This window comes from Nitrospira sp. (genome assembly GCA_029194675.1).
GTDB lineage: Bacteria > Nitrospirota > Nitrospiria > Nitrospirales > Nitrospiraceae > Nitrospira_D.
This window is the reverse complement of the sequence record JARFXP010000001.1, coordinates 1,430,136-1,448,523: the sequence shown is the minus strand read 5'-3', so window position 1 is coordinate 1,448,523 and position 18,388 is coordinate 1,430,136. Positions and strand designations below refer to the sequence as shown.

At 55.1% G+C, this 18,388-nt stretch carries 14 protein-coding genes; 2 read left to right on the top strand and 12 right to left on the bottom strand.

Going from position 1 to position 18,388, the window contains the following annotated elements:
- Positions 1-4: 4 nt before the first annotated feature.
- The gene (mtgA, locus tag P0120_06930) at positions 5-811 is read right to left on the bottom strand and encodes a monofunctional biosynthetic peptidoglycan transglycosylase (GenBank protein MDF0674061.1); all 807 of its coding nucleotides are present in this window, start codon (positions 809-811) and stop codon (positions 5-7) included.
- Between the two features lie 16 nt (positions 812-827).
- Here mtgA and yihA point away from each other — a divergent pair, with 16 nt between their 5' ends.
- Positions 828-1,448, top strand: coding sequence for a ribosome biogenesis GTP-binding protein YihA/YsxC (yihA, locus tag P0120_06925; protein MDF0674060.1), 621 nt, complete (start codon positions 828-830; stop codon positions 1,446-1,448).
- A 7-nt stretch (positions 1,449-1,455) separates the two neighbouring features.
- Here the strand turns inward: yihA and P0120_06920 are convergent, their stop codons facing one another.
- From P0120_06920 to rfaE2, 4 genes are all read right to left on the bottom strand, one after another.
- Entirely contained in the window at positions 1,456-2,460 is a 1,005-nt protein-coding gene (locus tag P0120_06920; protein MDF0674059.1) for a peptidylprolyl isomerase, read from the bottom strand.
- Positions 2,461-2,532: 72 nt separating this feature from the next.
- Positions 2,533-3,441: a peptidylprolyl isomerase gene (locus P0120_06915; protein ID MDF0674058.1), complete on the bottom strand. Its 909-nt coding sequence runs from the start codon at positions 3,439-3,441 to the stop codon at positions 2,533-2,535.
- 13 nt (positions 3,442-3,454) lie between these two features.
- A complete protein-coding gene (gene mfd / locus P0120_06910; GenBank protein ID MDF0674057.1) occupies positions 3,455-6,718 on the bottom strand; it encodes a transcription-repair coupling factor in 3,264 nt (1,087 codons plus the stop codon).
- A 210-nt stretch (positions 6,719-6,928) separates the two neighbouring features.
- Complete coding sequence (rfaE2, locus tag P0120_06905) at positions 6,929-7,411, bottom strand: D-glycero-beta-D-manno-heptose 1-phosphate adenylyltransferase (GenBank protein ID MDF0674056.1); 483 nt, start codon at positions 7,409-7,411, stop codon at positions 6,929-6,931.
- 213 nt (positions 7,412-7,624) lie between these two features.
- On the opposite strand from rfaE2, the gene P0120_06900 reads away from it, so the two are divergent.
- Complete coding sequence (locus P0120_06900; protein MDF0674055.1) at positions 7,625-10,393, top strand: response regulator; 2,769 nt, start codon at positions 7,625-7,627, stop codon at positions 10,391-10,393.
- Positions 10,394-10,427: 34 nt separating this feature from the next.
- Here P0120_06900 and P0120_06895 read toward each other — a convergent pair whose 3' ends face one another.
- The 7 genes from P0120_06895 to P0120_06865 form a co-directional block, all read right to left on the bottom strand.
- Complete coding sequence (locus P0120_06895; GenBank protein MDF0674054.1) at positions 10,428-11,123, bottom strand: SprT-like domain-containing protein; 696 nt, start codon at positions 11,121-11,123, stop codon at positions 10,428-10,430.
- Entirely contained in the window at positions 11,120-12,112 is a 993-nt protein-coding gene (locus tag P0120_06890; protein ID MDF0674053.1) for a hypothetical protein, read from the bottom strand. The genes P0120_06895 and P0120_06890 overlap by 4 nt, the downstream gene beginning before the upstream one ends.
- Positions 12,096-12,674, bottom strand: coding sequence for a D-sedoheptulose 7-phosphate isomerase (locus P0120_06885; protein MDF0674052.1), 579 nt, complete (start codon positions 12,672-12,674; stop codon positions 12,096-12,098). Before P0120_06885 ends, P0120_06890 begins: the two co-directional genes overlap by 17 nt.
- 202 nt (positions 12,675-12,876) lie before the next feature.
- Complete coding sequence (locus P0120_06880; GenBank protein ID MDF0674051.1) at positions 12,877-13,779, bottom strand: hypothetical protein; 903 nt, start codon at positions 13,777-13,779, stop codon at positions 12,877-12,879.
- Between the two features lie 3 nt (positions 13,780-13,782).
- Positions 13,783-15,495, bottom strand: a complete 1,713-nt coding sequence (locus P0120_06875; protein MDF0674050.1) for a DUF3696 domain-containing protein — start codon at positions 15,493-15,495, stop codon at positions 13,783-13,785.
- Positions 15,489-16,742: a restriction endonuclease subunit S gene (locus tag P0120_06870; protein ID MDF0674049.1), complete on the bottom strand. Its 1,254-nt coding sequence runs from the start codon at positions 16,740-16,742 to the stop codon at positions 15,489-15,491. The genes P0120_06875 and P0120_06870 overlap by 7 nt, the downstream gene beginning before the upstream one ends.
- The gene (locus P0120_06865; protein ID MDF0674048.1) at positions 16,739-18,382 is read right to left on the bottom strand and encodes a class I SAM-dependent DNA methyltransferase; all 1,644 of its coding nucleotides are present in this window, start codon (positions 18,380-18,382) and stop codon (positions 16,739-16,741) included. The genes P0120_06870 and P0120_06865 overlap by 4 nt, the downstream gene beginning before the upstream one ends.
- Between the last annotated feature and the right edge of the window lie 6 nt (positions 18,383-18,388).

The following is an 18,388-nucleotide window of genomic DNA, read 5'->3' as shown; positions in this document are numbered from 1 at the left end:
AGCCTTATTGAAGGCGTTTGTGGGATGACACGGCGACCTTCTCCATCCAACCAAGGATACGTTGGTGCCGGCGGGTGAGGAAAGCAGTTTTCCGGATAGGATCGTAACGTTGGGGACTGGGTAGAATAGCGGCCAGCCAGGCAGATTCGTCCGCGGTCAGGTCAGAGGCAGATTTCCCAAAGTGATGACGAGCTGCGGCTTCCGCCCCATACACGCCGCGCCCCCATTCTGCGACATTGAGGTACAGTTCGAGGATACGTGTCTTGGTCAGCCGGTGTTCAAGCGAGCGGGTGATCAAGGCTTCACGGACCTTGCGGAACAGCGAACGTTCTGATGACAGATACAGATTCTTCGCCAGCTGCTGCGTGATAGTGCTCCCGCCTCGTTTTAGTTCCCCCGCTTCCAGATTGTACAGCGCGGCGTCGCGGATGCCTTCCCAATCGAATCCTTCATGGACAAAGAACGAAGCGTCCTCTGCTGCGATCACGGCACGTTGCAATTCCGGTGCGATTCGGCTCAAAGGTGTCCAGATCCATTGTCGCTTGTCGGTGCGTCCCTGCTCGGCCGCTCTTGCCAGCCGATGGTCCATGAGCGCCGTCGATGTCGGGTTGGTCCTTACAAGGAGGTCTGTGTCGGGAAGAGTGCTGAGCCAGCTCAGCGCAAGGATGCCTAACGGAAGTAGAATGAGCAGGGTGCTCCAGAGAAGAACAGGGGTCGCTCTGCGTCGGCCGGTTGACTTGGGCGAGGGAGGATCGTATGTGTAGTGGCGCAGAAAGGTCGGACTGTGATGTGCCTTCCGTCTTGCATCCATCGATCGGCCTGATGGCATGAAAATCTTCGGAGCTGAGTTTATCAAAAGTTGCGTCACTCCAGAACAATTTCCGTCCGGCCAGCTTCGAGAAATTGCCTTTGTGGGACGCTCCAACGTGGGCAAATCATCGTTGATCAATTCGTTGCTGAATCGGCGAGACCTGGCAAAAGTCAGCCGGACGCCTGGAAAGACGAGAGCCGTGAACGTGTTTCTGGTCTCGACTTCCGACCCAGGTCTTTCACAATTCCACCTCGTGGATCTACCCGGCTACGGATTCGCCAAAGTGTCGAGATCCGTCCGCACCCAGTGGGGACCGTTGATCGAAGACTATCTCGTCGGTCGAGCCTTGCTGTGCGGAGTCGTGTTATTGGTAGACAGTCGGATCGTGACCGACCAGGATTGTCAGACCATTGCGTGGCTCCGTTCAATCCGTCGGAATCCCCTGGTTGTGGCGACCAAGGTCGACAAAGTGAAGGCGAGCGAACGGGTGCGTACTCTGAGGCAGACACATCGGGCCTTAGGACTCGCCGACGGCGAACTGTTGATTCCCTATTCGTCGGAGACCGGGGACGGACGGGACCGGGTGTGGGGAGTTCTACGCGAGGTGGTCGGAAGACGTCCCGCAGACATTTCTTGATCGCTACTCATGGTGTCGACCGCACAGACTGTGGCTGCTCTTTTTCGGCAGCTTGATCGAACTTAATCTCGATGTAGGCTTTGTTCTTGAGATCAATGAGCCAGGATTGATACATGGCATCGCTCTTCTGCTGATAGACCAGTTCCTGAATCTCCCGACGTGCGTCCTCGTATCGACGAAACTGTTTCGGTTTTCTGTCATCCATGCGGATAATCTGGATTCCCTCAGGGCTTTCGATGATTTCGGAGATTCCTCCCAGCACGAGGTGGGCGACTGCTTGTTCGATGACGGGTAGGAGTTCCCCCTGTCGGACCCATCCGAGTCGTCCGCCTTGCAAGGCATTGGCGCCGTCGGAATGCTGCATGGCAACATCCTCAAATTTCTCTCCTCGCTTCAAGTCGTCCATGGCTCGGCGCGCTTTGGTCAAGGCCTCGGCCAATCCGTCGGAGGAACGCGGATGAATGATGATCTGGCTCAGTTGGTACTCTTCTGGAACGGCGAATCGGTCACGATGCTCTTGGTAGAACCGCTTGATCTCGGAGTCACCGACGCTAATGTTGCCGCGAATATGCATGTCCACGACTCTCATGAGGAGGAGCTGATCGCGCACGTTCTGCACATGATTCGCATTGGTGATGTTGAAGGGACTGCCTTGCCGCTGCATCTGTTCAAGGGCTTGTTTCACTTCCAGGTCTGAGACCTCAACTTTTTTGGCCTTGGCTTCCTGCAGTTGCAACCGCCGCTCGATGAGCTTGGTCAAGGCCATGTACTCCGCTGTTTTCAACCGCAGGGGGAGGTCGTTCCCACGGTGCTCGCGGGAAAGCCGTTCTTGCTCCATTTCAAACTCGCGCTTCACATCAGACAACATGATCAATTCGGAATTGACGATGGCGACGATGCGATCCTGCAGATGAGCAGCTGAAAAGGCTGGAGGCCAGGACCAGATTACCAGCAAGACTAACGGCAACTTGAATCGGACCAGCCTGTCCGATCGGAGCGAAACGCGTTTCATGATCCTTCCACCTGATAGCGCTAGAATCGACAATTCTACACGAAATCGATACGTCTGTGGAATCGAGCCAGGCTAGCGTTTACCGGTGTCCTCGGTGATATGGCGAGAGGCCCCGGCGAAGCGAATCACGGCATTTGCCCGAATATCGGCGATGACCTCGTCGAATCGTTTGCGGCGCTTATCGGACAGTAATTCTTGTCGGAGCCGTTCGTGCGTCGCCAAATCAACTTGGAGAATGGCTTCATCAAGCGGGCTCAGCATGATCAAGTAATAGCCGTTGTCGGTCTTAATCGGTGCACTGACCATCCCAATCTTGAGGGTGTGGATGATGGCATCGACTTCGGGGGGGACCAGTCCTTTTCGGTAGGGTCCGAGCTCACCGCCCTTGGATTTCGTTTTTTCATCGATTGAGTAGCGCTGCGCAAACTTGGCAAAACTCCCGCCTCGATGCATCTGCGCTTCAAGGTCTCTGGCGGCATACACATTGGAGAGGAGCATTACCGAGACATTGGCTTTCAAGGGATCCAATAGTTGGTTGGCGTGCTTTTCGTAGTAGGCATCGAGTTCTGCCTGGGTGACCTCGACCTTGGATTGGAGCTTGTCTTTCAACAGTTCGTCGAGGATCAGCTGCTCTTTATACCGCTGGGTCTTGTCCCGAATCGTATCGTCCTGATCAAGGCCCTGGCGACGGGCCTCCTGCATCAGCAACTCTCGGGTGATGAGTTCGTCCAGGAATCGTCGCTTCCCACCCTCCTTCTCATAGCGGGAGCGTGTGGCCTTGGAGAGCTCATCCCAGCGAAGGTCGAATTCGGTTTGAGTAATGGCTCGACCATTCACCAAGGCGACGACCGGTTCTTCCTGTCGCTCGGTGCATCCCGAAACCACCGGCCCCAAACCGACCAACATGCCGACAAGCAGCCCAGGTAGACAATATGTTCTGTGGAAGATCAGAAACCGGAAGGGCATCATAAGCCGTGGCACAGGTGGATCGCGATTAAGAGGTAGTCGTTCCCTCCTGGATGGTCTTGGTATCACAGAGATCGAGGCTTTGCAAGATTGCGTTGAGTTCTGAAAAAAGCGCCGACCAATCGCTATCACGCATTTGGACCTCGAATGAGACCGGGCTCAGGAACCGTAGCCGCTTCTTGAGCTGGTCCATCAATCGGTGGATGGAGGTCTCAGGGATGATCGACTTCTGGTGGAACACCACCTTGGCCGTCTGACCGTGTACCTCGATCGAGGCCAGACGCAGTCGTTTGGCGTGAGTCCGGAGTTGCATCACTTCAAGCAGTCGTTCGACAGGCTCCGGAGGATGACCGTAACGGTCCTGAATCTCCCCATGCAACAGGGCCAGCTCGCCGATTTGGCCACAAGCCGTCAGTCGTTTATAGAGGGACAGACGGTGGTGGGGATCGGCCACATACTGCTCAGGAATAAACGCCGAAACGGGGAGTTGCAAGGTCGGGTCCGGATCATCCTCCATCACATGTCCCTTCAACCGCTGGATAGCCTGCTCCACCATTTGCATGTAGAGATCCAAGCCGATCGCGGCGATATGGCCCGACTGTTGTTTGCCCAAAAGATTTCCTGCTCCTCGAATCTCAAGGTCTGCCGCAGCGATACGGAAGCCCGATCCGAGCTCCGTGAATTGCTGAATCGCGATCAATCGTTTCTGAGCATCGCCGGTGAGCGTGCCTTCATCGGGGATGAGGAAGTAGGCGTAGGCCTGCTCTCCGCCGCGTCCGACCCGTCCACGCAACTGGTAGAGTTGCGCGAGGCCGAAGAGATCCGCTCGATTGACGATGATGGTGTTGGCGTTGGGAACGTCGAGTCCGGACTGAATGATGGCTGAGGCGATTAAGACGTCCGCCTCGCGTTTCACGAATTTCAGCATCACGGCTTCCAGCGGTCTGGCATCCATCTGGCCGTGCGCCATGACCATACGCGCTTCGGGAACCAACTGGTGCAGCCATGCTCCGATCCGCTCCATGGTTTCGACACGATTGTGAACAAAATAGACTTGTCCCCCACGCCCGAGTTCACGCAGGATGGCGTCTCGTACGGCCTTGTCACTGAACCGGATGACCTCCGTCTTGATCGCCAAGCGTCCAGCCGGCGGGGTATCGATGATGGAGAGATCGCGGACGCTCGACATGGCCATCTGAAGGGTACGTGGAATGGGGGTGGCGGTAAGCGTCACCACATCGACCTGCGTGCGAAGTTGCTTGAGCCGCTCCTTATGTTTGACGCCGAACCATTGCTCCTCGTCGATGATGACGAGGCCGAGATGGCGGAACATCACATCCTGCTGCAAGAGCCGGTGAGTGCCGATTACGATATCGACAATTCCTGTCGCGACATCTTTGAGGATGGTTCTCGTTTCTTTGGTCGATTGAAATCGTGAGAGCAGCGCCACCCGCATGGGAAACGGGGCGAATCGTTCGGCGAAGTTCTCATAATGCTGGTGGGCCAGCAGGGTGGTCGGTACCAGTACCGCAACTTGTCGATCATGCTCGACGGCTTTGAAAGCGGCGCGCATGGCGACCTCCGTCTTCCCGTATCCCACGTCGCCGCAGACGAGTCGGTCCATGGGCTTGGTGGATTCCATGTCCTTACCGATATCTTCGATGGCTTTGAGCTGATCCGGTGTTTCCTCGTATTCGAAGGCCGCTTCGAATTCGTGATAGAGAGTCGTGGTCGCGCCGTACGCATTTCGTTTCACCAGCTCACGGTTTGCGTAGAGGTCGATCAATTCTTGGGCCATCTCTTCGATGTCCTTCTTCACGCGCGCGGTGGTCCTGGCCCAACTGGTGCCGCCCAGGCGATCGAGCCGAGGGACATGGCTTTCGGCTCCGCTGTATCGCTGGACCTGGTTCAACCGATCGAGAGGAACATAAAGAGTATCTCCGCCGGAGAACTCGAGAATCAGGAAGTCGCTCTCGAAATCTTGAACCGAGAGGCGCTTGAGCCCTCGATATTTGGCGATGCCGTGTTGCACATGCACGACGTAGGCGCCAACGCTCAGGTCCTCCAAGGAGGAGAGGAAGGTCGCCGTTCTGCTTTTCGGCTGTGGTTTGTGGCGCGCTCCCTTCGCGAATAGCTCTTCTTCCGTCAGGAGCGCGACTCGAAGCTCTGCGGAGAGAAATCCAGCCGAAAGGTCGCCGTGCAGGACATAGAACGGCAGCTTGCCGGTCCTGTGGCCGGACCAGGCTGTCGGATTCCATGGGTCGGCGGGCAAATCGTGCTCTCGGAACAGCGCGAGCAAGCGGTCGACCTGCCCGCGGCTTCGCGCCACCAAGACGACCCGATGGTCGTTCCGGAGTCCATCTAACAGGGTCAGTGTTTGGCTGAAGGCGGTACCCCTGATACCGAGTCCGATACTCCCCGGTGCTTGGGTAGAAAACGAAAAAGTCTCCTTCCACGTTGAGTCCGGCGCCGCCAGCGGCTCAAGAGCCACCATGGGCCACGTCGCGATCCGCTGTTGGAGGCCTTGCCAGGTCAGAAAGAGTCGCTCGGGGGAGGGATACGGCTGCGTGGCATCACGGTCCACATGACGGAGATATCCGTCGTCGATCCTCTCCCAGGCCGCCTCGCAGGCTTTTTTTAGTGCATCCGGTTGATCGAGGGCGAGGAAAGGGATTGCTGTAAGATAGTCGAAGAGCGTGTCCATTGAATCGTAGAGGTCAGGGCTTCGCCATTCAGCATCCGCTTGTATCGGCACGATCGCATCCGGGGTGTGTGGAGGCCGAACGAACTCTCGTGCAGGCAAGACCAAGCCGTCGTTCAATTTCTTAATCGACGTTTGGGTCGCCGGGTCAAACAACCGAATCGATTCAACTTGATCACCCAGGAATTCCACACGAACCGGGTTGGCATAAGCAGTCGAGAAGATATCCACGATGCCGCCGCGGATGCTGAATTCACCGGGAATTTCCACGACGGACACTCGTCGGTATCCCAGGCGAAGGAGGTTGGTGATGAGCGAGTCCCGTTCGAAGGCCTCCGTCGTCTTGAATTGAATGATCGCCTGCGCGAATGTCGAGCGTGGGATCACAAGATGCATGGCAGCGGCGACGGAGGTGACGAGAATGGTGGGCGGGTTGACCAACAGGCGATGGAGCGTGGTCATCCGGTGTGCAATTAACCCGACATGCGGCGCCGTCGCTTCATAGGGAAGCGTTTCCCATTCCGGGAACCAGGCGAGGTCCTCGACCGGATGACCCATGAGTTCGTGGAAGAAGCACAAGTCATTGAACATTCTTTCGGCGGACTCGTCGTTCGAAGTCACAACAACCCATGGATGAGCGCGGTCTGGAGTGCAATGGCCTGTGTCGCTCAGCAGGGTCAGGGCGCAGGCAGCAGTCGAGCCATGGGACCCAAGCAGGCAGATACGAGCTTGTTCTTGCTTAAGTGCCGAACGAAACGGAGCAAGCCAGGATGGAGTTTGGGGATTGGTTTCAGACACGCATTACTTCGCGGTTGATCGGATACGTTGAAGCAGTCCAGTGGTCGACATGCCGGGAACCAGCGGGATCGTCTTGACGACACCTCCACGAGCTTCGACAATGTCGCGGCCGACGATCCGGTCGATCACCCAATCCCCACCCTTGACCAGGACGTCCGGTTGCACGGCGCTGATGAGCTGAAGAGGGTCCGATTCGTCGAAAATGACCACAAAGTCCACACAGCCTAAGGCTCCCAGCACCTCCGCCCGTTGTGCCTGAGGCACAATCGGTCGGTCGGGCGCCTTGTCCAGCGTACGGACCGAGGCGTCACTATTGACACCAACAACCAGAATGTCGCCGAGGGCCCTGGCTGCCTGCAGATAGCGGGTATGTCCGATATGCATCAGGTCGAAACAGCCGTTTGTGAACACGATTCGCTTCCCCTTTGCCCGTTCATCGGCAAGTGAGGAAACTAGTTGCTCGCGGGGCAACACCTTTGTCGCCATGGCTCATCATACCGTGCATGCCGTGCTGTCGGCTACATGGAAAGAGCGCCGAACTGGACGGTGCCCGTCATCTCTTCCTGACGCTATTCCGTGAAACAAACAGTGTTACCTGTTGTTGCTCTCAAGTCATCAGCTCATGGACCGATAGAGCACATAACGGACTCGAAGGCCCGAGAAGGGATCTGGCCTATCGTATGCTCGAGGACGTGGACGATGATTGGGGATGGGATGGGCATATTCTGGTTCATTGCAGCGGCCAATGTTCTGCTGGTCGCTCCCTTGGTTTTCTTCCTTGTACAGGCATCCCGACGAGCACGAACCGAAAGGATCCTCGCCGAGGCCGAGAGAGTCCGATTCCAGGAAAATGAGCAGAGGCTTCGGAGTCTTTTGGATCGTCGGCAAGCGCTCCAGCATGCTGTGGCCAAAGTGCTCGCAGGTGCCTCCACGGTCGAGCAAGCGGTCCCAGACCTCCTCCAGGCGGTTGTCGTGAATCTCGATTGGCATGTCGGTTTGTTCTGGAGGGTCCAGGACGACCGCCGGACCATCATCTGTACGCAGGGCTGGTCGGTCGGTACAACGGCGGCGCACGAGTTGCTGAGAAGCAGTCGGCAGGATTCCCACACTGTCGGGTCCGATCTGGCGGGGCATTGTTGGGCTCGCGGCGAGCCGCTGTGGGTGGAGGATGCGGCAAGAACCCCCATGTGTACACGTGGGCCTGTCGAAGCGACGGGAATGCTGCACGCAGCCTGCGCCTTTCCGATTTGGTTGAGGGCGAGCGTCTACGGTGTCATGGAGCTCTTCAGCGGCGAACCTCAGGCCGAGGATGAGGATTTACTGAGAGCCTTGGGCACAGTCGGAAGACAGATCGGGCTGTTCGTCGAACGAACTGAAGTGGAAGCGGCGTTACATGAGAACGAAGCACGCATCAGCATGATCATTGACACAGCCCTCGACGCTGTGATGACGATGGATCATACAGGTCGAATTACCGAGTGGAATGCTCAGGCGGAACAGGTGTTTGGCTGGTCTGCGCATGAGGTGATCGGGCGCGATGCAGCCGACACCATCTTTCCGCCGCCCCATCGGCTCAACTATCGCGAGTATGTTCAGCGACTCCTTGAACGCCGGGACGCGCCGCTTTCGAACAGGCTGGTCGAAATGATCGGCCTCAAGCGCGACGGCAGTGAATTCCGCATTGAAGTCGCCATGACGTCGTTAGTCGTCGAGGGGTCCGTCATCTTCAGCGCATTTATCCGAGACATTACGAGCCGGAAAGAAGCGGAGCAGGCGCTGAAAGATTATGCCCAGCAATTGGAACATATCAATCAGCAGCTGGATGCCGCATTAAAGGAAGCCAAAGCCGCCACCGAGGCCAAGTCGTCGTTCCTCTCGACCATGAGTCACGAAATCCGGACACCGATGAATGGTGTGATCGGGATGACCGGTCTTTTGCTGGAGACCACACTGACGGATGAACAGCGTGAATACGCTGAAACAGTTCGGACCTGCGGCAATCACCTGTTAACGCTCATCAACGACATTCTAGATTTTTCCAAGATTGAAGCGGGAAAACTGGATTTGGAGGTGATTGAGTTCGATCTTCGGCTTGCCATCGAGGAGTCCTTGGACCTCGTGGCGGAACGCGCGTCATCCAAGGGGCTCAATTTGGCCTGTCTCTTTCACGCCGATGTGCCACGAAATCTCCGTGGTGATCCGAGTCGCCTCCGGCAGATTGTGATGAACTTGACGGCGAACGCCATCAAATTTACCGATAGCGGAGATGTGGTGGTGGAGGTGACGGTTGAGGCTCAATCGAAGGAGGAAGCGACGATTCGGGTCGCGGTTACGGACACAGGGATCGGCATCTCCGAGGCATCCCGTGAACGGTTGTTTCAGTCGTTCAGTCAGGCCGATGGATCCACGACGAGAAAATATGGTGGGACCGGCCTCGGTCTTGCGATTTGCAAACGTCTTGTCGACATGATGGGAGGAACGATTGGGATGATGAGCCGGGTTGAAGAGGGAAGCTGTTTCTGGTTTACCATGAATCTGCATAAGCAAGCTGATGATGCTTGCGGTGCCGATACCTCCGCCGCCCTGTTGGCAGGTCTCCGCATCTTGATCGTGGATGATAAGGCCGTCAATCGAAGGATGTTGGAGCTGATGACGAAGGGATGGGGGATGCAACCGACGGTGGCCGACAGCGGCTCCGAGGCGTTGGATGTCCTGAGAGGGCAGCAGGGGCAACCGCGGTTCGATCTTGGGCTGTTGGATGTGGATATGAGTCCGACAGACGGGATCGAATTGGCCCGTGCGATAAGGGCACGAGCTGAAGGAGGCGATATCAAACTCGTGTTGCTTACGTCGTTCGGTCGACGGGGAGATGCGAAGACAGCCAAAGAAGCGGGATTAGCAGCCTATCTGACCAAGCCGATTCGTGAGCGACAGTTGTACGATGGTCTCGTCGCGGTCATCACGCCAGGCCCTGGTGCTTCAGGTATGCCGCCCCCGAGGAAGTCGCTCCCACTCGTCACACGGCACACCCTTGCAGAAACCAAGGCTAAGATGGATCTCCGCATTCTCCTGGCCGAGGATAACATCATTAATCAAAAAGTGGCCGTTCGTCTCTGCCAGCGGTTAGGGTATCGAATTGACGTCGTGGCCAACGGGCGTGAGGTGGTCGAGGCGGTGTCTCGTATTCGCTATGACGTGGTGTTCATGGATTGCCAGATGCCGGACATGGACGGCTTCGAAGCGACAAGCCGCATTCGGGAACAAGAGGCCTCCGGAATTTGCCATCGTGTGTTGATCATTGCCATGACGGCGAATGCCATGCAGGGAGACCGTGAACGCTGTCTTGCTGCGGGAATGGACGACTATCTCTCAAAACCTATTTCGGTAGACGCGCTGGCCGCAGTCTTGGACCGAGTCAATCAGGATCACGAACGTTCTCGTCGGGACGAAAACCAGGAGGCCGCATAGCTCGCATTCCCTCCTTAGAGCCCGCTTTCCCCCATCATGTCAATTTAAGCTTCAATTGCTCCGGCGTCCTGCCGGGCTCAATCGGTCCGACTGATCGGGGTGATGAATCTAAGGCAGGAGTCAGGTAGGACTTGGGACGATCCTCGATCAGTTGGGTCGGCGACGCGAGCTCTTGCAACGGGCCTTGACAGGCACCGCAGTGGTGACGCTTGGGTTGGATCGTTCTTCGGTGCCGTCGATAGAGACGCCCGCAATCTTGGCATCGCCAGGCGAATTTCGACAAGGCAATGACTTCCTTCTCCAGCGAATGGTACGTCGTAATGGCCACTTCTCCGGTTCGATTGATCTGGGTCATCTTCCGCAAGAACTCCAAGCCGTGATCAGGCCGACGCTTCAGCACATCGAACTGCCATTGATGGATCATTTCATGAGCCAAGGTGTTGAGCAGTTCCTGTTCCGCGTACGGCGTCCCTGCGGCGAGCTGTTCAAACAACGGGAGAGAAAGGCGAATTTCACGAAGACTGTTGGTCATGGTGAGCGGGGAGAATGTCTTTGGACCCTGACGACAGGCAAACATCCCAACCGACGCGGTCAGCCGCTGACTCCAGACGATCTCGATCGGCCTGAGTGAGCCGGCAAAGTACCGTGCGTTCAGGTGCTGCCACCGAGCCTGTAACCCTTCGGTAGGGAGGGGTATCGAAAGGCCCGGGTCCGTGGAAGTCGGGATCATGCCAGTTTCTCCAGCACAGCCGCCGCGAGCAGCGGCAGCATGATTTCGTGGTGACCGGTCAAGGAATAGCCTTGTCCACCTTTTTGCGTTGGGCGCCGTATGACGTTGGTCTGCGGCCTGTATTGGGAAAGAAAGTCCATGTTCACGGTCGTAATGTCGGCGATCGGATGGCCTAGGTTTCTCCCCAACGACAGTGTTTTTAGAAAGACCTCCGGAAGAATCACAGCCGAGCCGACGTTTAGATAGACGCCGCCTTCCATCCCGGCGACGACGGCGGTCAGACGCCTGAAGTCCAGGAGAGAAGTGGCTCCGATGGCGGCGCCATCCGCCGAGGGGTGCATATGGATGATGTCGGTCCCCACCGCGACATGCACGGTTACCGGAATACCGAGTCGGGCACCAGTCGACAGAATACTAACGGCGTGATTCGGGAATTGATCGGCAGTTTGGTTTATGTAGCGGCCAATGGCCTCACCCAACCCATGGCCGTCTTTCGCGCCCCGCGTGATGGCTTCATTCAGCATCCGTCCCGTTTCCTCCGCCATGCCGAACCGACCCTCGTCGATCTCGGCATCAACTTCTTCGGAGGTATGGCCCATGAAGGCCAATTCGAAATCATGAATAATCCCTGCCCCGTTCATGGCGACTGCCGTGATGATGCGTCGTTCCATCAAGTCCGTAATAATCGGAGCCAGCCCCACCTTGATCACATGGGCGCCGATTCCGACAATGACGGGGCGGCGTTTCCGATGAGCCTTCACGATGGCGTGGGTGACGGCCCGCAAGGTCTTGACCGCTAAAATATCGGGAAGCGTTTCATAGAACCTTGTGAACGATCCGCCGGGCTTCCAGGGGGCGGCGAAGTTCGAGAGTTGCACCAGGCTTCGGCGTTTCTTCAGTGGATAGGTCTTAAGGGCCGAGACATCGATCGGCTGAATCAGTTGAGGCGCAGGCCGACGCGGAGGAGTTCGATCAGGACGCTTTCCCAAGGAGATGATCCTCTACCAGTTCGCACAAGACGTGGCCGAGCGTGATGTGACTTTCTTGAATCCGAGACGTGACCGTAGAGGGGACGATGAAGGGATAATCGACCAACCCGGCCAGCTTTCCGCCGTTGGAGCCGGTCCAGGCAATCGTGGTCAAGCCACAGTCGCGGGCGGCCTCGACACCTTTCAGTACGTTGAGAGAATTCCCACTCGTGCTGATGCCGATGGCGATGTCGCCTTGTCGGCCGTGCGCCCGCACTTGGCGGGCAAACAATTCCTCATATCCATAATCATTGGCGATGCAAGTAATGGCGGCAATGTCCGTCGCGAGGGCGATTGCAGGCAAAGGTATCCGCTCGCGTTGGTATCGGCCAACGAACTCTGCTGCGATATGTGCCGCGTCGGTCGAGCTTCCCCCATTACCGAACAGGAGAACTTTATTACCGTTCTGGAAGGCTTTCGCAATGAGCGTCGCGACCTGTACGATACGATCGGCGTGATCATGCGCAAACTGCTGTTTGACCCGGGCACTTTCTGCAAAAGCCGTCAAAACAATTGTTTGCATGACGCGATTCTAGGCGAGGTAGTCCGGCGTGTCAAACACAGGCGCAATCTGTCGGCTGGGCAAATGCTTCGTTTCCTGAGCGGCTCATGGATGCTCGCTATGTAAATGGCCGAGGCCAGGGGAAGGCTATTAACTTGTTCACTGAGGTGCATACGGTGAGCCTGCCGCCTCAGGGGATAACTACCTTTCAAATCGAACTCGTTTATCGCTTTGTACCTATGATGGTAATGGTGCTCACTTGGTCGAACGCATGGTTTGGACCCGCATATTGAGCAAGCCGCAGTTTATGCTGTTCGTCACTCAATAAATTAACGTCATCGGATGTGCCAGTATCTCCTTCACGGAGACTGTTGCCGAACTTCACGCCACCCCTATCGGTTAAAACATACCGATTATGGATTTCCTCGCCATCCACTCGTTGACTCCACAATCCGATCGTGACTTGCATTCCGACTGGAATGAGGGCCGGAATATATTTCTGGCATTCGTCAAAGAAGTGTTGTCCGGTACAACTGATCTTGTCTGATACAAAAATTCCCACAGAAGCCAGGCCGAAGCTTCTATCCTGTAGAAACAGCTCAAAAAGTTCAGCAAAGAGCATGCGATAATTGTGTTGGCTGGGACGAAAATAGGGGTCTACAAAAAGAATCTGTTTGGATATTCTTAATAGTGGACCGACGCACGCACAGATTTGCTGTGGTGTGCGGGCAACAGGTTGAGACACCTCAACTTTCCAGAGCGGATGATTCTCTTCAACATCATTGCCCTCAAGGACAAATGGTTGCGAACGTGGGTTGTGATGCGCCAAGATTGCCCGAAAAGGTCGCAGCCCATGTTCTGTTTCTGCATTTAGCAACCATTCCTTATGCTTGTCCCATGTATTTTGGCGAGTGATCATCCTGTCTTTAAGGCGTGAAAGCCTTTCCACAATCTTTGCTTTCTCTACAGGCGGACACGCAGTCAAGGACTCATACACCATCCTCTCCCAGCGTTTGGGATAACGAGAGATGAGTCGGCCTCGCGAAACGCCAAATTGTCCTGAGAAATATCGAAAGTTAGTCCAGTTGCTCAAGAGTTCTGGTTCGACGGCGTACTCGTAGATCACAGCTCAGAACAGCTCCTTTGCGCGATCGTCAAAGAAACCGTGGGGCCATTGCTTGGCAAATTCCCCTTCTGGGAGGATTGGAATTTCGATTACCCGTGAGCCACTACTCGTCGCATCGATAAATAGGACTGCCACATCATCGGGTTTGATAGGAATGGCATTGCTCGGCAATTCATTTTCAGTAGTCTCTCTGATACGCCGAAGAATACGGAGCATCAGATGTTCGCTATGGGTTTCGAGGATCATTGTGTTCTTTCGTTCACCAAGAGCAGATTCTATAAAGACATCCCCGAGCTCGGCCTGGAGCGCGGGGTGCAGGTGGATCTCTGGCTGCTCCATCGCGAGGATTTTGTTCCTCGAAGCATAAGCCGTGACTAGCACGGGGAGAACCTGGCTGATCCCGATACCAACGTCGCGATGGCTCACCTGCGTCCTCGTACGGTTATCCATCAGGATCAATTCATTGATCTTGTCGATCTCGCCTGAGCTGACTTTCTTCACGAAAGCAGTTGCGGCAGATTCAGGATCATCGAATATGGGGATAACACCTTCCTCGCTCACGAGCTCAGCCGCTTGCTGCAACATGTCGGTCAGCGGGGTTTGGAGATCCTCTGCTCCAACAAGTTCACGAATGGCCAGCAAGTAGGGAGTCTGCAAGCGCTCAGGAGAATTCAGCCATGCATTCACAGCCGCCCGAACCTGCCTATTCTTTCGAACGACATCCCAGGCGTATCCTCCGCCAGCAAACCAATTCTGATCGTGGTGTTGGGCAAACGCGATGTGTCTGGGCGGGTACGAGCGAAGAGGACCCAGATACTGTAGTCTTCCAAGCTCATTTCCGATCACATCCCGCAGCCCACGAATTAGCTCATCGATCGTACGAGGCAGGAAGAATCGGATCGCGTTTGCAAGGTCCTCTTCCCTCCGTCCTTGGCTGATGGGAAAGAGCATTGATTCTTCTGATGCGGTCGGAAGGTCTAAAGGAGACTTCTCAAATAGCTCACGTTGGAGGAACTGTTTTATTTCGATTTGTCCTTGTCCGGCATACTCACGCACACCAAACCGCAGTAGCCCACGTGGCAGCAACCCATCGACGCGCGTCAGAATGTGAGGGACTAATTCGGAAATGGCTCGGTTTATGCCCTCTTGATCAGCAGGCCCAATGTTTTCGGCTGTTGTGGTCGTTTCTAGGATGGCTTTGATGAGAATGCGCAGAACGGGATGGTCTTGCGCCAACCGATCAAGCTGAAGCGTCCCGTCTGGACGATGACTCATACGGAGTAGGCTTGCTCCATCGACCAGTATTTCATAGGTTTGGACTTGGGGGATCACGCCCACCTTCGGGACCCCCATGTCATCCTGTTCAATCCCAATCGTCACGGTCACTGCCACACGTCGAGCCGGAGCGAGGATTTCGACAATTCTTCCTCGAAGCGGACTAATATCGATCTCAGTAGAATACTCAACGCTGCGGCCGTAGTTCCTGCGATGAATGTATTGCCGAAATCCGCCTAGATCGACGGATTCTCCGCCGACTCGCGTACGGTGAATATCCAATTCCCCTGTTTCCGAAGCATGGCAAGCCAGTAGGAGACTATGGATCACGCTCGACTTGCCGGCGCTGTTCGCGCCGAAGATGAGAGTTAGTGGACGGATGGGAATGTATTGAGTGTCGGCAAAGGCTTTGAAGTTACCGAGGCGAAGACCAGTTAGCATGCTTTGCTCAAAGCTCTCGTTTGCTCTTCCATCTCAGCTAATAATCCTTTCATATGAGCCTCGCGCCATTTGGCGGTGAGTTCGCCAGAGAAGGCCCGGTGAAGTAAGCCACTCCAAAGCCTCTCTAATCGTTCCCGTAAGGTCTTTGTGCTCTGTTTCGTGGCGCGTATTTTGTTGATGATAGAAGCGAATTTGCGCTGAACTTCAATCGAAGGTAGCGGAATTCGCACACCACGAAGCTCTCGAAATCCAAGACCTGGTTTGATCTGTCCATACTGGAGACGAGCTAGGATCGAGGTCCCTCCAGCGGGAAGATTTGCAAGGGCAGTAAGGTATTCGGGCTCCAACGATGATTTTGTTCTTAAAAGTGCAACGTGCTGACTAACGTATGCTTGTCGCCCGCAATCCTTATAGACAGCGGCTTTTCCCACCACTCCTGTTATTGTGATAACAACATCACCATCCTGCAGTCTGGTCCTATTCGCTTCAGCTCCAGAAGGAGGATCAATCGGTAGCAGAGTTGAAGAGATTTCTCCATCAAGCACGTCTTGAGTCCGAACGAACAAAGAATTTCCATTACCGGCGTATATCGCCCAGCCTCTAGATCCGCTGGTTATGACCGAACAAAGGTCACCAAGCTCATGCATATCCCACCCTCGCGAGTTCGTTAGTGGATCGCCGAACATTTTGTAGAAGAGGGTGGGGAGGATGCGATCAGCTTTGGCGTCCGCCTCGGCCCGCTTCCTTCGAATAGCGTCGGCTTGGTCGAGGATCTCCACGATGCGATGCTGTTCTTGAATGGGAGGCCATGGGATCGAAGCTTGTCGAACTATAGCGTCTGTCACTGCAGGATAGTTTGCACCTCGCATTCTTGCTGTTAAGTAGCTGATGAAGTCAGGGGTCAGGGTACGATAGAAGAGGTACTTTCCGACAACGTATTTGGCATTAGGTCTCAAAACGCAAAATCCTGTCGAGGCTATCTGCTGATCAAGGCTTTCAGGGACAACCGCCACCGTATTCAGGTTTGGGCGTACCGTTGAAACTAAGACATCGCCTTTGCAAATAATCTTCCTAGCCCGGCTCGGTGCTTCGGAACCAAGTATTGTTTGAGTCTGACTTATTACTTTGAAATCCTTGTCGACGGACGAAATATCGATGTACTCAAAAAGCTTGCCCGGATTGTCGCGAGGATCAGCGTGATCAATAGTGAGGCATAGCTGTCCAATCTCAACTTCAGACCATTTCATCCTGCAGACTCCACGTCCTTCAGTAACTTCTCTAGACCATCAGTGATGTCTCGCTCAATGGTAATCATTTGCCGGATAAGGTGGGTAGGGTCTTCATCCGGGGGCTTCTCGGCCAGCTGCGGCTTGTACCGTCCAGCGGCGAGGTTGTAGTCGTTCTCCGCAATAGTCTTGAATGGCGCCCACCAACAGCGGGGCTCTTCGCTGCCAGGATCGAGGAGCGTCTCCGCTTCAACACCGGGAGCTTTCTTGAAACTTGATTTTTTATAGTTTTTCCACTGGGTGAGTAGATCAGGAATGTCGTTCCGCTCCGGAGATTCCGGGCGCCCCCCTCCGGTGATCTTGTCTGGATCATATCCATCAGCACGTATGTCGTAAAACCAAATCTTCTCGGTTTTCTTTGCCTTTGCATCAGTCGGCCGTCTGAAGACCACCACACCAGTCTTCACCCCTGCATACGGCTTAAAGACACCGGCCGGCAACGACACGACGGCAAGCAGTTCGTAATCTTCGACTAATTTCCGCCGAAGCTCGACGTGAGCGCTTGTTGAACCGAACAGTAGCCCTTCGGGGACTACAACGGCGCATCGGCCTCCTGGCGCTAGCGCCTCCATCATCACCCCAAGAAAGAGCAGCTCACTCTTTTTTGAGTTCGTCGGCAAATCTTTGCGGACTGATTCCTGAGGAAGGACTCCCGAGAATGGAGGATTTGAGAGAATCACTTTATATTTCCGACGAAGATCCTCTTCGGTCAATCCTCCCATTTCGGAAAGAGCATTGGCGCGCTTCACATGAGCTTTTCGGATGCCGTGCAACACCAGGTTCATCATGGCGATGCGCATCATCTGGCGACTGACGTCGAAGCCAAAGATGGAACGTTCTAGCAATTCCCAATCAGGGACCTTCTCGCCGGCTCCTTTCTTGTATTGTTGCAGCGTGGGCAAGCGTTTCTGTTCATCCGAAGCTTTTTCAAGCCATTCTTCGCCATAAATCGGTACCTGCTTCGGCTCCGTCGAATACTTGGCCAAGATGTACTCTACAGCGTCGATCAGAAAGCCGCCCGTGCCACACGCTGGATCGAAGATAGTGTCACCCAAATCAGGATCGACCATCTCAGTCATCATGGCGCGAATTTGACGTGGCGTTCGAAACTGACCGTTCAGCGCGGACTGCCCGAGATGGGTGAGGAGATATTCAAAAATGTCGCCTTTTACATCGGTGCCGAGCTTGCGGAAGTCGATACCATCAAGTTCGTCCATTACATGTTTCAGCACATTAGGATCGACGATTTCTAAGACCGCATCACGGAAGTACTCAGCGATCTGTGGTTCTTCCTTGACGAGCGAAGACATGTACGGAAAGACCTCATCGCGGAGAAAGTCGCGCAGGTCTGTGCCGCTCTTGAACCGCCACTTTGACCAGCGATAGCGCTCTGACTGCTTGGGGAATAGCAGCTTGTCGTTCCCGTTTCCTTTCCCACTTATCAGTCTTGCTCTTAATTCACGATCAGTTTCTTCTTCGTCCAGCAGTTTGAGGTAGATGAGATAGGAAATCTGCTCGATGTAGGTGACCGGATTGGTCACACCTCCTGCCCAGAGAATGTCCGTAATGCGATCGAGTTTTCGCCGAAGATCCTGATTCATACTTGA

Bases quoted from the DNA above. Each gene is read 5' to 3' on its own strand.
- mtgA (MDF0674061.1), bottom strand. From the start codon at position 811: ATGGATGCAAGACGGAAGGCACATCACAGTCCGACCTTTCTGCGCCAC.
- yihA (MDF0674060.1), top strand. From the start codon at position 828: ATGAAAATCTTCGGAGCTGAGTTTATCAAAAGTTGCGTCACTCCAGAA.
- P0120_06920 (MDF0674059.1), bottom strand. From the start codon at position 2,460: ATGAAACGCGTTTCGCTCCGATCGGACAGGCTGGTCCGATTCAAGTTG.
- mfd (MDF0674057.1), bottom strand. From the start codon at position 6,718: ATGTTCAATGACTTGTGCTTCTTCCACGAACTCATGGGTCATCCGGTC.
- rfaE2 (MDF0674056.1), bottom strand. From the start codon at position 7,411: ATGGCGACAAAGGTGTTGCCCCGCGAGCAACTAGTTTCCTCACTTGCC.
- P0120_06900 (MDF0674055.1), top strand. From the start codon at position 7,625: ATGATTGGGGATGGGATGGGCATATTCTGGTTCATTGCAGCGGCCAAT.
- P0120_06895 (MDF0674054.1), bottom strand. From the start codon at position 11,123: ATGATCCCGACTTCCACGGACCCGGGCCTTTCGATACCCCTCCCTACC.
- P0120_06885 (MDF0674052.1), bottom strand. From the start codon at position 12,674: ATGCAAACAATTGTTTTGACGGCTTTTGCAGAAAGTGCCCGGGTCAAA.
- P0120_06875 (MDF0674050.1), bottom strand. From the start codon at position 15,495: ATGCTAACTGGTCTTCGCCTCGGTAACTTCAAAGCCTTTGCCGACACT.
- P0120_06870 (MDF0674049.1), bottom strand. From the start codon at position 16,742: ATGAAATGGTCTGAAGTTGAGATTGGACAGCTATGCCTCACTATTGAT.
- P0120_06865 (MDF0674048.1), bottom strand. From the start codon at position 18,382: ATGAATCAGGATCTTCGGCGAAAACTCGATCGCATTACGGACATTCTC.